The sequence below is a fragment of the Caballeronia sp. genome (genome assembly GCF_049581465.1).
Taxonomy (GTDB): Bacteria; Pseudomonadota; Gammaproteobacteria; order Burkholderiales; family Burkholderiaceae; genus Caballeronia.
Window position 1 is genome coordinate 1 of the sequence record NZ_JBAUSA010000335.1, and the last position, 13,766, is coordinate 13,766.

Annotated in this window: 10 protein-coding genes and 5 pseudogenes; 10 read left to right on the forward strand and 5 right to left on the reverse strand. The window is 55.9% G+C overall.

The genetic code is table 11. From position 1 onward, the window contains the following. The 3 genes and pseudogenes from WCA53_RS08345 to WCA53_RS08355 all read left to right on the forward strand — a co-directional run. The coding region (locus WCA53_RS08345) for an MFS transporter (protein ID WP_423907890.1) at positions 1 to 572 on the forward strand (572 nt) is incomplete at its 5' end. A 24-nt stretch (positions 573 to 596) separates the two neighbouring features. Then, positions 597 to 2,003 (forward strand): lyase family protein, encoded by a 1,407-nt coding sequence (locus WCA53_RS08350; RefSeq protein ID WP_423907893.1) that lies wholly within the window; start codon positions 597 to 599, stop codon positions 2,001 to 2,003. A 237-nt stretch (positions 2,004 to 2,240) separates the two neighbouring features. Beyond that, positions 2,241 to 2,467: pseudogene (locus WCA53_RS08355) on the forward strand (hypothetical protein); the annotation flags it as partial. On the opposite strand, the pseudogene WCA53_RS08360 reads toward WCA53_RS08355, so the two are convergent. The 3 genes and pseudogenes from WCA53_RS08360 to WCA53_RS08370 all read right to left on the reverse strand — a co-directional run. Beyond that, positions 2,434 to 2,514 (reverse strand): annotated as a pseudogene (locus WCA53_RS08360) (IS6 family transposase); the annotation flags it as partial. The pseudogenes WCA53_RS08355 and WCA53_RS08360 overlap by 34 nt on opposite strands. A gap of 461 nt (positions 2,515 to 2,975) precedes the next feature. After that, positions 2,976 to 4,028: an IS110 family transposase gene (locus WCA53_RS08365; RefSeq protein WP_423907895.1), complete on the reverse strand. Its 1,053-nt coding sequence runs from the start codon at positions 4,026 to 4,028 to the stop codon at positions 2,976 to 2,978. Positions 4,029 to 4,330: 302 nt separating this feature from the next. After that, positions 4,331 to 4,726: pseudogene (locus WCA53_RS08370) on the reverse strand (LysR family transcriptional regulator); the annotation flags it as partial. Between the two features lie 237 nt (positions 4,727 to 4,963). On the opposite strand from WCA53_RS08370, the gene WCA53_RS08375 reads away from it, so the two are divergent. The 3 genes from WCA53_RS08375 to WCA53_RS08385 all read left to right on the forward strand — a co-directional run bounded on the left by WCA53_RS08375 (position 4,964) and on the right by WCA53_RS08385 (position 8,575). Continuing rightward, positions 4,964 to 6,160, forward strand: a complete 1,197-nt coding sequence (locus WCA53_RS08375) for an MFS transporter (protein WP_423907897.1) — start codon at positions 4,964 to 4,966, stop codon at positions 6,158 to 6,160. A gap of 327 nt (positions 6,161 to 6,487) precedes the next feature. After that, entirely contained in the window at positions 6,488 to 7,504 is a 1,017-nt protein-coding gene (locus WCA53_RS08380; protein ID WP_423907899.1) for an MBL fold metallo-hydrolase, read from the forward strand. A gap of 528 nt (positions 7,505 to 8,032) precedes the next feature. Further along, entirely contained in the window at positions 8,033 to 8,575 is a 543-nt protein-coding gene (locus WCA53_RS08385; protein WP_423907902.1) for a carboxymuconolactone decarboxylase family protein, read from the forward strand. Between the two features lie 226 nt (positions 8,576 to 8,801). On the opposite strand, the gene WCA53_RS08390 is transcribed toward WCA53_RS08385, so the two are convergent. After that, positions 8,802 to 9,719, reverse strand: a complete 918-nt coding sequence (locus WCA53_RS08390; protein WP_423907905.1) for a LysR family transcriptional regulator — start codon at positions 9,717 to 9,719, stop codon at positions 8,802 to 8,804. A 405-nt stretch (positions 9,720 to 10,124) separates the two neighbouring features. On the opposite strand from WCA53_RS08390, the pseudogene WCA53_RS08395 reads away from it, so the two are divergent. Continuing rightward, positions 10,125 to 10,520 (forward strand): annotated as a pseudogene (locus tag WCA53_RS08395) (amidase family protein); the annotation flags it as partial. Between the two features lie 29 nt (positions 10,521 to 10,549). On the opposite strand, the pseudogene WCA53_RS08400 reads toward WCA53_RS08395, so the two are convergent. Further along, positions 10,550 to 10,831, reverse strand: a pseudogene (locus WCA53_RS08400) (transposase); the annotation flags it as partial. A gap of 174 nt (positions 10,832 to 11,005) precedes the next feature. On the opposite strand from WCA53_RS08400, the gene maiA reads away from it, so the two are divergent. From maiA to WCA53_RS08415, 3 genes are all read left to right on the forward strand, one after another. Next, positions 11,006 to 11,665: a maleylacetoacetate isomerase gene (gene maiA / locus WCA53_RS08405; protein WP_423907907.1), complete on the forward strand. Its 660-nt coding sequence runs from the start codon at positions 11,006 to 11,008 to the stop codon at positions 11,663 to 11,665. A 183-nt stretch (positions 11,666 to 11,848) separates the two neighbouring features. Beyond that, complete coding sequence (locus WCA53_RS08410; protein ID WP_423907909.1) at positions 11,849 to 12,838, forward strand: LysR family transcriptional regulator; 990 nt, start codon at positions 11,849 to 11,851, stop codon at positions 12,836 to 12,838. Between the two features lie 95 nt (positions 12,839 to 12,933). Then, entirely contained in the window at positions 12,934 to 13,641 is a 708-nt protein-coding gene (locus tag WCA53_RS08415; protein WP_423907911.1) for a nitroreductase, read from the forward strand. Positions 13,642 to 13,766 lie beyond the last annotated feature (125 nt).

A 13,766-nucleotide genomic window follows, 5' to 3' on the forward strand; every position in this document is an offset into this window, starting at 1 on the left:
GAAAATGGCGGATGCGGCTTTTCATCGCATGTTTTTTCTACATGTGTCTCGTGATCCCGTACTTCTCGTTAGGCACTTTCTCACCGATGGTGTTCGACTCGCTGCATATCAAAGACAAGTTCCTCGCCGGACTCATCTACAACGTCTTCCTTCTATTAGGCACGGTGGCCGGCGCAATGATCGTGGACCGGATTAGCCGGCGCGCCTTCCTGCTGAGAGGTTTCTTTATATCAGCCGTTTTGCTTGCGATCCTGTCTTTCGGCACGCACTTGCCGGGCGCCGCAATTGTCGGCTTGTTCGCGGCGTTCGCCTGCGTATTGAGCGGTACGAACAACCTCTGCTTTCTCTATCCGCAGGAACTGTTTTCGACCGAGGTCCGTGCCACTGCGCTTGGCTTCGCGGTCGCCGCCAGCAGGATAGGGTCCGCTGTGACGACTTTTTTGTTTCCGAGCATTGTGACGATCTACGGCGGGCAAGCCGCGGTGTATCTATGCGTGGCCGTACTCGCGATAGGTGGCGTGGCTTGCGCACTTTGGGCACCCGAAACGAGCCAGGCATCGCTCGAGAGCTGATACAGATAACTATCGAAAGGCAACATGATGGAACCTCAACGGATCGAAGTCGATGCACTGGGCGAATGCGCTCTGCCCACGGATGCGCTGTACGGCATTCACTCGCTGCGCGGCAAAGTAAATTTTTCCTACTCCGGAGAAACGCTCTCTGCTTATCCGGAATTCGTCGCGTGGCTGGCACGCACGAAAATGGTGATTGCACAGGTCAATGCGCGTAATGGCAAGTTGAGCGCCGACCAAAGCGCGGCCATCGTCTCGGCGTGTCTCGAACTGTCTGACCAGAAGCACGCGCATGCGCTGATCGTCGATCCGCTGGAAGGCTCGTGCGGAACGTCGATCAACATGAACATCAACGAGGTGCTGGCGAATCGGGGGCTTCAATTGATGGGGCATCGCCCCGGCCAATACGAATTCCTGCATCCGCTTGATCACGTCAACTACGCGCAGTCGACCAGTGATGTGATCTTGACCGCTGTCAAGCTGGCTTTGCTTACCAGGATAGAGGGACTCGCCACGACAATTGACGGATTGGCCGCCAGCCTGCGAACAAAACAGAAGCGGTTCGATGGGATTCTCCGCATCGGCCGCACCTGTCTGCAAGATGCTTTGCCGATGCGGCTCGACCAGGCGTTCGGTGGATACGCCTCGCTTGCGGAAAGAACGTCTGTGGCGTTGCGTGCGCATTTACCTGCCATGCGCGAGATTGCGCTAGGAGCAACTGCTGTGGGAACGGGCCTGGGGACATATCGGGGATATCGGCAAGCGGTGACCGAAGCGTTAGCGGAACTGTCTGGACACCCGCTCACGCAAAGTCAAGACCTCTTCGATGCCGTTCAGAATATGGATCCATTTGCAGCGCTTTCTTCTACTGTGAAAACAGTAGCGTTGTCGCTCGCGAAAGTAGCGAACGATCTCGTGCTGCTTAGCTCCGGACCGACGGGTGGAATCGGCGAACTGCAATTGGCGCCGCGCCAGGCAGGCTCGTCAATGATGCCCGGCAAAGTCAATCCCGTGCACGCGATGGGTCTGACGCAAATTGCTTACTTCGTGGCGGGAGCCGATCAAAGCGTCATGCTTGCTGCCGCCGGCGGACAGCTTGAGACGAATAACTACATGCCGCTCATCGCGGTATCGCTGTTCAAAGCGATAGCGACGTTGCAACGTGCGATATTGGCGTTCGATGAGCATTGCGTGCAGCCGATGACAGCCAATCAGGAGGTGAGCGAACGCAACCTGCTTGAGTCGACCGCGATCGCTCCAGCGCTGAAGGCGGAAATCGGATATGCGTGCGCCGCCTCACTTGTTGGCAACGCATACGCATCCGGGCGCTCTTTAATCGAAGTGATCGTCTCGGGCGGAGTTATGCGTCAGGAGAGGGTCCTGGAATTGTTGCGCCAAAGCAGCGGACATCCTGATTTAGATGGCGACTGATCCAGGATGCGCCAGCGTACACCGAAGTGCGTAACTGTACGCTTGGCGACCGAGATCGAAGGGACACCACCCTTTCCCGGGGAACGGGTCAATGACGTCACCTCTACAGGTAATCAGATTTTTGATCGTTTCAAAAAAATGCGGTGACCGTAGATACCCGTGCGGCGCAACATATTGTTCTTGAGGCGTTGACGATAGACAAAAGTGGCGCCAGTCGCACGGCGCTCGAAGCCATCACAGGACCATTGGGCGGTCAAGCGACAAGCACGACTCACGTCGGAGTTCAAAGATTTTCGCTGTGCCCGCATCTCCTTGGCGATATCGAATTCATGCATATGATCGCCAAGGGCAGATGCAGTGGGTTCCCGGAACCCGTTGGTCGACCGCCGACCAATGCGACTCATTGGGTCCATAAGGGATGCTGCCCACAGCGCACGCAAGTCAGAATCACGTCGAGCGGATAATGCAGGCGTTTGAACACTCGGGCGACCGCCGGATTCAACGTCTTCATCGAGCTTTTCGTGCGCTCGTCTCCCAGCCTTTTTAACGGCTTCCTCCAACAGCATTCGCAAAGGACAATTTAGCCTCACCCAACAGCGGCTCAAGGATTTCACTGTGCCTGCGGTTTGGAATGCGGTCCTCGCAGATAAATTAGGTATCCTACAAAAACCAACTTGCTCGACAAGCTCCGCTATTTGCACCATGTATGGACGACTCCCAGTTGTCAAGCAGTCTGAATCTCTGGCATTGGGTCGAGGTTGCAGCCATGTATCCGGGCTCGGTTCGCAGCGCTCGCTGCAGGCCCACGATGAATATCCGCGGATGGGTACCCCATCAGAGCCACGGGCTTGATTGCCCTTGGTGAAAAGCGGGTTTGGCCCACCACGGTCCGACCGTTTTGTCATCGAATTGAAGTCTGCTCAAGCAACCTCTGGAAGGTAAATGCTAACCCGATGTTAGAACCCGTAACTGTCAAACTGTCACGCCAGATCGTATGGGAACGTGGCTAACCTGGTAGACCTGCTTCCGAATTAACAGGGCCCACGCCGTTCGAGCGTTTTTTGCTGCAAGCGCCACGGCAGCGATGTTTTTGTGCCGACGTCGACACAATTTCATGACCCACGAATCATTCATCTCAGGCTTGGTGGCTGCCATCCGAATAACAGCGCGAGCACCGTGAATCAGAAGCGTTCTTAGTGCTGTATCGCCGCGCTTGCTGATGCCTAGCAAGCGCGGCTTTCCGCCCGAGGAGTGCTGACGCGGGACCAGACCCAGCCAGGCAGCGAGTTCGCGACCGTCGCGAAAGGCTCGAGGGTTGCCGATTGAGGCGGCCAGCGCGGATGCGGTGAGTGGCCCAACTCCGGGTATTGTTTCGAGAAGTTGTCCAGCCTCATCCGTACGATGCATCGCGCGGATGCGCCCCTCCAGTTCAGCTGCCTTATTGCCCAGTTCCCGTAAGTGCTCCACCAGTAACTGGATCAAGGTTCGGAACGGGTCGCAAAGCTCATGCTCGGGGTTGGACAGGGCTTCGATAGCCCTTTGCCCGAGCAGTCTGATGCCCTGCGGCAGCACGATACCGAACTCGCTCAGCAAGCCGCGGATTTGATTGGCCAATGCCGTACGCGATTTGACCAACCCGGCGCGCGCCCGATGCAGTGAAAGCATCGCCTGTTGCGCTTGCGTCTTGATCGGTACAAAGCGCATGTGCGGTCGCCTTACCGCCTCGCAGATCGCTTCGGCATCGGCCGCATCGGCCGCATCGGTCTTGTTGCTCTTTACGTAAGGTCGGACGAACTGAGGGGCAATTAGGCGCACTGTGTGTCCGAGCTTCGTGAGTTCTCGGCCCCAATAATGCGATGACCCACATGCCTCCATGCCTACCACGCACGGCTCAAGCTTCGCGAAAAACGGCAATACGTCAGTGCGGTGCAGTTGCTTGCGTACGACGATATGTCCCTGCGAGTCCACTCCATGAACCTGGAATAAGGTCTTTGCGAGATCCAGCCCAATGGTCGCTATCTTCATGATGAACGCTCCTTTGCCGTGGAAGTCACGACTTCTCCACTTTGGCATATGCCTACCCCGAAGGGAGGGAGTCGTCCATCACATCAGAACCATGTATAGCCCACGAGCATTGAGCATTACCGGGAGCATCTGAAACAGTACGGCCTGCCCGAGTTCTTGATCCAGCACTTCCTGGAAGTTATTCGATTACCTGAACGGCATCTTCGCCGGCACATACGATGTTGTCGTCGAAAAACTGACAGGGCAAGCGCCGCAAACAATCGAAGCATTCGTGACCGCGACCCGCCACGCGTTCGAGGCGCAATTCGATTGCGGTTCATTTGCGTAACGCTGAGATTGATCCCCGGGTAGCGCGTGTTGAAGCTCTCCACCAAACGGGCCGATCAGATAGGCCGTTACGACGGTGTCATCTCCAATCGAAGCTCACCGCGAATGAGTCTCTGCACATCATGAATGGCCCGCCTTCCGGCATCCAGATCCTGCAGTGGACGGCGGGCGTACCGTACATAAGCTTCGCCTGCACGAGTAAGCCGGATCGTGCGTCTCGGCCGGTCCAGGCGCCGCGCACCCAGCGCGTGTTCCAACTGCTTGATCTGTTGCGACGGCGTTGGCTGTTAAACGTGCAGCGCTTCGGCCACCCGCGTGAAGTCCTGATGTTCGGTGACCGCCAGGAAGTAGCGAATGTGCCGAAGTAGCATGACGCCTCAGCTATAGGAAATGCTTATTGTTTGAATAGTAAACCGATCTTGGACGCTATAGCTAGATCACTTCACTATCTCGTCACCCCCCCGGCTTGAGGAGATGACGGTGCAAGAGCTAATCGATGGTTTTCTTCAATTTCAAAAGAATGCCTTTCGGAAGCGCATCCAGGCCGTTCCAATGCGTGAGAATCGCCGCCACACCTGACCCGGCCCCCACTTGTGACAAGGACATTCATGTCTGCCCGGACACCTCACCTGACGAGACGGTTGACGCTACTGTTTGCGCTTGCCTCCGGCGTCATTATCGCGAACATCTACTATTCACAGCCCCTATTGGCCGGTATTGCGAGTACCTTCGGCTATAGTCCGGCCCGGCTGGGCGTCCTGGTTACGCTCACCCAGCTCGGCTATGCTTGTGGCTTGCTATTGATCGTGCCACTCGGTGATGTGTTGAATCGGCGCACACTCATCGTATCCTTGCTTCTGCTCACGGTGGTCGCGTTGCTTGCAGTAGCTCTGAGCCCTGACTTCAAACTGTTTGCTGCAGCAAGCATGCTACTCGGTGTAACCTCGTGCGCCGCGCAGTTGCAAGTTCCGTTCGCCGCTTCGCTCGCATCCGACAACGAGCGTGGGCGCGTAGTGGGCATTGTGATGAGCGGTTTGCTTCTCGGCATCCTGTTGGCGCGGACAGCCTCCGGAACCATCGCGCAATTGGCGGGCTGGCGCATCGTTTATGGTGTCGCCGCATTTTTGATCCTGCTCCTGACCTTGTGCCTTGTGCGAGCATTGCCGCAAGACCGAAGAAGTGATCAACCCTGGCGCTATCGTCAGCTGCTGCAGTCTCTACTGACGCTACTAAACCAACACCCAACGATCGGCCTGCGCTCGCTGTATGGCGCTCTGGGTTATGCCTGCTTCAGCATCTTCTGGACCGCACTGACGTTTCTTCTCAATGCTGCTCCGTACCACTATTCCGAGGCCAGGATCGGGATGTTTGGTCTCGCCGGTGCCGCCGGCGCGCTCGCGGCCGGCTCCGCGGGTCGTATGGCAGATCGCGGGCATGGGCATCGTGCGACTGGACTTTTCAGCAGCGCGATTCTGGTGTCGTTTGTGTTCATTTACCTTGGCGCGCACTCGCTGACGTTATTGCTAGTTGGCGTTCTGCTTTTGGACGTGGGTGTGCAGGGCTTGCACATTTCCAACCAGGGCGTGATCTATGCACTCGCTCCAGACGCGCGGAGCCGAATCACGACCATTTACCTGACCTGTTATTTCTTTGGCGGCGCAATCGGTTCAGGCACGGCTAGTGTGGCTTATTACGAGGCGGCCTGGTCAGGAGTTTGCGTTGCTGGTGCCTTGTTTTCGACCCTATTGATCGGTAGCTGGCTGACGGCGCATCGGCGGCAACGCCGCAGGCTCTGCCTTCAGTGAGGTCGGGCAGTTCACAGTTGTCGTGAACCTGTCTATTTTGCGACGTCATTACGCGCCTCGTTCGGCGTCTGCCCACTGAACGATGACGAACTTGCCCGTCCAGAAACCGCATGCCTGCGACCTTCGCGGGTCAACGCCCTCAATGACTTGAGGACCCGTACCAGACGCTTCGCCTCCATGCATATTGCCGCCTACACCTATTGGCAGAATAGCTGACGCAATTTGGCAGAAATTTCCGCAACGATTCTAAATATCGAAGTTCACCGGCTATGCTGATACTCGGCACACATGCATATAATTCGGTATGCTAAACTGAAGTGAATAACCATGAATGCAATTGTCAAGCTAACCAAAAGACCTGGCGTACTTTCCAAACTGTTGTTTGTATCGATCGCCCTTGTTGCCGGCTCACCGTTGGCCTCTACGGCAACCTTCGCCGAAACCGGCAGTCAGTTTTTGCCGGGAAAGGACGCCTTGCCCAACGACTATTTTCATACTGGTGCGGGCGCCCGATATTTACGCCGTGCCGACGCGGAAATCGTCGTGGAACCCCTGCGCGGAAATATTACCGTGCTAATGGGTTCCGGCGGCAACATTACCGTCCTGTCGGGCACGGAAGGCAAGTTTCTGGTTGACGCGGGCATTAGCAAATCGCAAGAAAAACTGCAAGCCGCTCTCGACAAGATCAGTCCCGCACCGCTGAAATACGTGGTCAACACGCATTGGCATTGGGACCATACCGATGGCAATGCATGGATGCATGCGGCTGGCGCCACCATCGTTGCGCACAAGAATACCTTGAGGCATCTGACAGAGACCACGCATGTCAATGCCTGGAATTGGACCTTCGATCCGGCGCCGGCAGGCGCGCGCCCGACCCTGATTGTCAATAATAAAAAGACCTTCATCTTCGCAGGAACGAAAATTGAAGTGGAAAACTTCGGTCATGGCCATACCGACGGTGATCTGTGGGTTTACTTCAAAAAGGCCGATGTGCTAGCGTTGGGAGACACCTTCTGGAACGGAATTTTTCCGTATATCGACAATGAAGATGGTGGCAACATCGACGGGGCGATCCAATGGGCCAACAAGGCTGTGGCATTTACGACAGACCACACCATCGTCGTCCCCGGCCACGGTGCAGTGGGTACACGCGCTCAACTGATCGAATTCCGCGACATGTTGCTCGCGGTACGCAATAACGTCGCAGCCTTGAAGATGCAAGGAAAATCACTGGACGAAATTATTGCCGCGAAGCCCACGGCTGCCTTCGACGCCAAATGGGGAAATTTTGTGTTCAACGGCAATCAATTCACAAAGATGGTCTACGACGGCCTGCAATAAAAAACTCTAAGGACCGTGGTTATGTTCGGTGGCTTGCTGATGGTAACTCAAACTGAACGTATCAAAGGGCATGTATGTGCTTGAATCCCCGGGGGCATAGTGAAATAGGTGCGTGCCGATAACTTTTCTTCGGCGCCGGATCGTCTCAACATTGCATTCGAGAACGCCACCATGAAGGTGTTGGCTCGAACCAATCACAGTGTCGCTGCGACTCAATCGGGCCGAGCATGCCGCCGACCACTGTCCTTATTTATCGCACCCTTTGATGTTGATAACGCCGACGGTAGCTCTTGATTTGCGCTGCGTGTATTGGTGCGCGAAAAGATCAACGGCCAAACTCTCGTGGCCTGTCACCCCGCGCCGGCGATGATAAATGCAGTGGTCCTTACCGACAAACAACCGGCTGGTTTATCAAGAGTGAAGGCGTTGAGCACCTATACGGTGATGTGAAGCGTAAATACCCGCTCTCTGCAACTAAACATTGACACGGATTTTTTTCAACCGACGTAATAAGTAAAGGAAATCATTGTGACTCGTCTCCACACGATCGCATTGTCCGAAGCCACAGGTCGTGCAGCCGAATTGTTCAGCGCTGTCAAAAGTACGGTCGGAAAGGTTCCCAATTCATATATTGGAATTGGCGGCAGCAGCCCGGTTGCGCTGGAAGCCTTATTGAACCTGGAAGCATCGCTCAAAAAAAGCAGCTTGAGCGCTATGGATATCGAAGCCGTAAAACTGGTCGTCAGCCAGACTACCGGCTGCGACTATTGTCTGGCGGCACACACAGTGATGGGAAAAAGAATAGGTCTGGGCCGCGAAGGCATTCTGGCGTTGCGTCAAGCGCAGCCGTCGGGCGACGCGCGCAATGATGCGTTGGCCAAGTTCACGTTACATCTAATCAGCACCAGCGGCACGGTTCCCGCCGATATGGTGGCGACAGTCAAAGAAGCTGGTGTCACCGATGCGCAAATTGTCGACGTCGCAATGGCGGTAGCAAGCATTGCTTTCACCAACCTGTTCAACCGTATCAACGACACTACGCTTGATTTCCCTGCCGCAGACGCGGCGTAGGTGTATCTGTGGCGTACGGTGCGCCGGCAAACCGCACCTGCGCACGTGAGTTCAGTCTTAAAACGCTTCGTATGGCAATTGAAGCAGAAGCGTGGCTGCGCAATATTGGGTCGCTCGACTTGTGCGTGGCACACGCCCGGTCGGTTTACACCCGAAAGTGAGTGCAACGTGAGGAACTTATAGGCAAGGCTCTCCAAGTCGCAGATGGGATTTTTTCGACGGCTGATCATACGGGTGACCTCATCACGGCAGAGGGCATAAGATCGGCAATGGTTTGCCTCAGCCAGACGTTGCCGGGATCGCGATGGTAACGCGCATGCCAATGTTGCTTTACGGTGTAGCGCGGCAGATCGTACGGCACCACAAAATGACGGATTGCTTCGCGGGACAACATGGCCAATGCGTAATAGCGTGGCACGGTCGCGAGAAGCTCTGTTTCACTCACAATCTGAGCAACCGCCAGAAAGCTTGGCACTCGCAGTGCAATGTCGCGCGTAACACCAGCAGACGCGAGCGCCTTGTCGACCATCGCGGTGTGCCCTGTCCCTGGGTTGGAGACTTCTACGTGCCGTTCGGTGCTGTAGGTCGTCTTGCCAAGTCGCTTTCCAATGCGCGGGTGCGAAAGACTCGCAATGCATTGGAAATCCTGTTCGAACAGGGATTGTTGGTAGAAGCCCGCATCGAGTTGAGGCATGTAACCGACCGCTAGGTCGACTGCGCCGTCTTCCAGCCGTCGAGGACTGTCGGAATTGATCTTCTCTGCTTCGATATAAATGCCAGGCGCGCGAGATTGCAGGCGGTTGAGCAGCCGCGGAAGCAGAGATGTTTCACCAAGGTCCGTCATGCACAGCCGGAATGTACGGTGGGAAATGGCCGCGTCGAAGACAGGCGCACCTGTGCGGGCGATCTCCAGGTCTTCGCGCACCCGGTGCAGCACAGGGTGCAGCGCGACAGCGCGTGGGGTTGGCAGCATCCCGCGTGAGGTACGGATGAAGAGCTGATCCCCGTAATAGGCGCGCAGTCGATTGAGCGCGGTGCTGGCCGCGCCTTGGGTCATGCCAAGTTTGTCCGCGGCGTTCGTGACACTCAGCGTGTTGTATATCTCGTCGAAAACGCAAATCCATTCCGCATCGAGCGTACTCATAGTTCTGTTCCAAGTGATATCAAGAATTTCGATATACCTTATCCCACTGCCCTGTTGTGTGGATAGTTAGCGAGTGCAAGAATACAAGCACTCGTCACTTTCTTCTAAAGCCGATGTGAAGCACGACTCGTTGACGGCAAGCTCGCCTTCTGCGGGACATGGCCTTCGCTTGCAACGACAGCCTACAACTTGCAAGCGTCGAGCCAAAGAGGAGGGCGCTTCCGCCTGAAGCCACTGATCTCCGCTACGAACAGCCGCCGAGCAGCGCGTACGACACGATGATGCGCGTCGTCGGTGATGCGATTTCACGGTAATGAGGCCCGATGTCGGGCCCCGTACGATCGAGATGCACGCTGGAAGTTACTTGCAGATCAATCTGCACAACAACATAAAGCTAGATAAATCATGTCAACTACGCACAACGACATTTCCATACAAGCCAGGGCATCGACTACCACACTGCCAAGCGAGATCTGGCGTTGGAGCGCTGTCGACATCTCCGCCCAAGTTCGCGCAGGTTCTGTCTCTTGTGCGGAAGTGTTGCAGGCCTTCTACCAGCGCATTGACTCGGTCAACCCGCGACTGAATGCCATCGTCCATGCGGACCGAATGGGGGCGCTCGAGACCGCCAACCGGGCAGACGATTTGCTCCGAAGTGCGCCTCACAAGGTAGAAATCCTGCACGGCGTGCCGTTGACGATAAAGCTCAACGTCGATGTTGCAGGCGAAGCAACGACGAATGGTGTTCCCGCTCACGCCGGCGGCATCGCGCCAGCGGAAAGCGCAGTGGTCACCGGCCTCCGCAATGCTGGCGCAAACATCATCGGCCGCGCACGTAACTCCCCAAGCAGCAGTTCGTGCAATCGATCCCAGACGCCTGCTTCTTGCCAGTCGCGCAAGCGGCGCCAACAGGTCACCCCAGAGCCGCAACCCATTTCGACGTGTAAATCGCGCCAACGCAGCCCGGGGTGCAACACAAACAAAATTCCGCTCAATGCTGCGCGATCGGGTACTGGCTTTCGACCTGGGTACTCATCGCGTCGAGGCTTCGGCTGTGGCAGTAAGGGTTCGATTCGTTTCCACAATTCGTCGTCAATGATTGGCTTGTCCATCCCCTTGACCTCGTTGTCACGACGACCAAGGTTAACAGCATGCCCATGAAGTTAACAGCCCCTTTCACGTCTTTTTGAAACCGCCTCTATGTGTTCTTCTCTAAGGCGTCTGCCGGGCGAGTGCGCCAATGGTTGTATCGATTTTCACTCTACTATTAATCAACGAGGACAGTTATGTCAAAATATGCCGACTTCGTGCTTTACGCATTCTGGCGCACCGCGTCGACACATAGGGTACGCATCGCGCTGAATTTTAAAGGTCTGACCGCGCAGGAACGTTTCGTCGATCTGGATAAGAACGAGCAACGAAACCCCGATTTTCTCGCGATAAATTCGCTTGGGGCGGTCCCTGCGTTGATAGAAGAAGGGTATCCGCCATTGACGCAGTCGCTTGCGATTCTGGAGTTTCTCGATGAAAAATTTCCCAACCCGCCTTTGCTTCCGAGCGATCTGCATGGACGGGCACGCGTCCGATCCATCGCCGCCATGCTTGCCACCGATGTAAATCCTTTGCTGACTCCGCGCATAAAAAAATATCTGACGTCAGCCGGTGGATTCGACGAAACCGCGTGGCAGGAGTGGCAGATTCACTGGTTGACATTCAATCTGCAAGCTGTTGAACGGCGTCTGGCGACGGAATCCGAAACGGGCAGATTTTGCCATGGCGACGCTCCAACGATTGCGGATATTTGCCTCGTGAGTCTTGCTACCAAGGCATTCGATATCAAAATCGAGGGTATTCCGGTCATCGAACGAATTGTAAAGAATTGCGTCGCCCTGGACGAGTTTGCTCGTGCACATCCTTTCCTTCAAGAAGGCGCGCCTCTTAACTAGCCATTTGCCATTAGAGCTCGATGACCATGAAAAGACTCATCAATTTTCCGTCAGATTGTTTCTGTCAGTTGCGGTCATTTTCAGTTCGCTGCTGACTCCCGAACTTCGACGACGGACCTGACGGCATTTGCAGCGTGCATAGACCTTGAATAGGCCTGCTGACGTAAAAGCAGAGCAATAGCGATGACCAATCTCGATTTGAATTTGCTGCGTGTGTTTGACGCGATCCTCCGAGAGCGGAACGTTCTTCGTGCAAGCGAAGCGATCAATCTAAGTCCGTCGGCAGTCAGTCATGCGCTGTCACGACTGCGAGCATTTCTCAACGATGACTTGTTCGTGCGAACGGTCACGGGGATGGAGCCCACGGCCCGGGCGCTGGAAATGGCGCCGCTCGTACGAGATGCGCTCGTCATCATCGACCGTGCGGTCGGACCGAAGCAGTTCGACCCTGGTAGCACGGAGCGACAATTCTGCATCGCGGCGACGGATTACCTGACCGCCGTGGTGTTGCCGCAGTTCTTCCGTGCAACGTCGATCGCAGCACCACAGGCCGGTGTCACGCTTTTGCCTGCGACCAGGATCGACTTGACCGCGCAGATCGATGTCGGTCGGGTCGAGATTGCGCTTGGTTCGTTTTCTAACGTGCCACCCCGCATTCACGAACAGATGTTGTTCGACGAGCGGGACGTGATGGTTATCGCATCCGATCACCCGCTCACGGGGCGGAAAATTGGCTTGAGCGAGTTCGCCAGCTTGCCCTTGCTAGTTGTGTCTACAGGGGGGTCCGACGATGGTTTCTTATCCGAGCGGGGACTGACGCGCAGGACCGAAATGTTTGATCGCGCTGCTCTGATGGCTGCATTCGAATCGATTGGCAAAAGGCCGGACATCAGGATCGTCCAACCTCATTTCCTGGCTATCCCGAGTCTGCTAGCCGGGACGCGAACGGCTGCGATTGTGCCGGCGTCCCTCGTAAGGCTTTTCAGCCAGTCGGGCGCGGTATACGCGGCGGAATTGCCGTGGAAGGCCACGACCCGCGCCCTGCAGATGATCTGGCACGAGCGGCACACGCAAGATCAAGGACACACATGGCTGCGTAGGATGTTGGCGGACGCCGCGCGGAATGTAGCGACGGCGAGCGCAGGGTGGAGCGGGCGCGTGCGGGCACAATAAACTGCATGTGGTGCATTTGGCTGTTCCGAAAAATGCACTTCTTGGACGCGAACTGCCGATGTAGCCTGTCAAGGATCCAATGGAGGACTACCTATATGTTCGTTGACGATATCGAAGCGACTCACGAATTCACCGAACTCGAGAAAATCATGATGAGTCGATTTGCTAATCGATTTTATTTGAATCGCGAGGTCGATCTTGCGATCGTTCGGGGGATTCTTAATTCTGCACGTTACGCGGCCACGGGCGCGAACGTGCAACCGTGGCGCGTCCACGTCACGGCAGGCAGTGCAAGAGAACGACTAATCAATGCGATCAGTGCAGCGCACAGAGCTTCGCCAGGCGATCACTCGTCCGAGTATCGCTACCTGCCAGAAGCTTTACCCGAACCGTTCGCATCGCGTCGACGTGAGTTCGGCACGGTTTTCTTCGGTTCGCTCGGTATTGGCCCGGAAGACGTTGCAGCCCGGACAGCAAATACCGCGCGGAATTGCCGGTTCTTCGACGCGCCAGTCGCCCTGATCTTTACGATCGATCGACGCCTCGAGAAAGGAAGCTGGCTGGATCTGGGCATGTTCATCCAGAATATTATGCTCGCGGCGAAGGCACGTGAACTCGACACGTGTACCCAAGAGTTCCTTTCGCGCTATCACTCTGTCATTCGCGCCAATCTGCCTCTCGGTTCTGAGGAAATGGTGGTCTGCACGATGGCGATGGGGTATGGCGACCCGGAATGGGCGAAGCGACGTCCGCAAATGCCTAAGGCACCCATTGAAGAAGTGGCGTCGTTTCACGGATTCTGACTCTGCGGATCGTTCGCGACAGCGTGTCGGTGACGAACAGTTCAAGCTGCCGTATTTCGTTTGGGGCTATCGCGAAGTAACGCTGGTCGACCGCCCATGGCGGCAGATGGCCGATTTATTGGCAG